The organism is Streptomyces milbemycinicus (genome assembly GCF_002154605.1).
Classification (GTDB): domain Bacteria; phylum Actinomycetota; class Actinomycetes; order Streptomycetales; family Streptomycetaceae; genus Streptomyces; species Streptomyces milbemycinicus.
This window is the reverse complement of sequence record NZ_MUNE01001086.1, coordinates 1-703: the sequence shown is the minus strand read 5'-3', so window position 1 is coordinate 703 and position 703 is coordinate 1. Positions and strand designations below refer to the sequence as shown.

General features: G+C 68.7%; 1 protein-coding gene. It reads right to left on the bottom strand.

Annotated features, from left to right (window positions below; genetic code table 11):
- Positions 1-25: 25 nt before the first annotated feature.
- Positions 26-703, bottom strand: a 678-nt coding sequence (locus CCN51_RS51215) for an SdrD B-like domain-containing protein (RefSeq protein WP_281262493.1), incomplete at its 5' end; no start/stop codon positions are given.

Sequence of the window (703 nt, the reverse complement as noted above, 5' to 3'; positions counted from 1 at the left end):
CGTCTTTCAGTGCTGCCTGGTTGTCTCAGTGCTGCCTGGCGCGGCGCTTTCGGGTCAGATACGCGAATGCCGCGCCTGTACCGGCCAGCAGGGCGCTGAGGGAGATGACCGTCAGCAGGCCGGAGGTACCTGTGTTGGCCAGTGAACCGCCGTCTCCGCCGGTCTGGGGGCCCGGCTTGTTGGGCGGCACGGACGCGGGCGGCTCATGGGTCGGCGGCTCGGTCGTCGGCTCCGGAGTGGTCGGAGGCTCCGTGGTCGGCGGTTCCTCCTTGGGGATGTACACGCCGGCGTCGATCGTGTGGTCGACCTCTCCCGCCTTGTCCGGCGCCGTGACAGGTGCCTGTCCGTCGCACAGCTGCCCGGTCTTCGGCGGGGTCACATTGGAGTCATGCGCCCGGTTGTCACCGGCCCGTGCGAGCGTGAACCGCAGCTCGTCGGCCGACGGCTGGGTCGGCACCTTGCTGGTGTCCGCCGTACACACATCGAACTCCACCGTGTACTTCGCACCCGGCTTGAGCTCGTAGGCGGCGCCGACCCCACCGAAGTAGTACTCGCCGGCGGCGTCGGTCTTGGTCGTGGCGACCTGCTTGCCATCGGCGTCCAGCAGGTTGATCGTCGCGTCCGGCAGCGGCACCTCGTTGGCACCCTCGGGGTCCTGGATGCCGTTGTGATCGCCGTCGAACCACACCCGGTTGCCGATCTG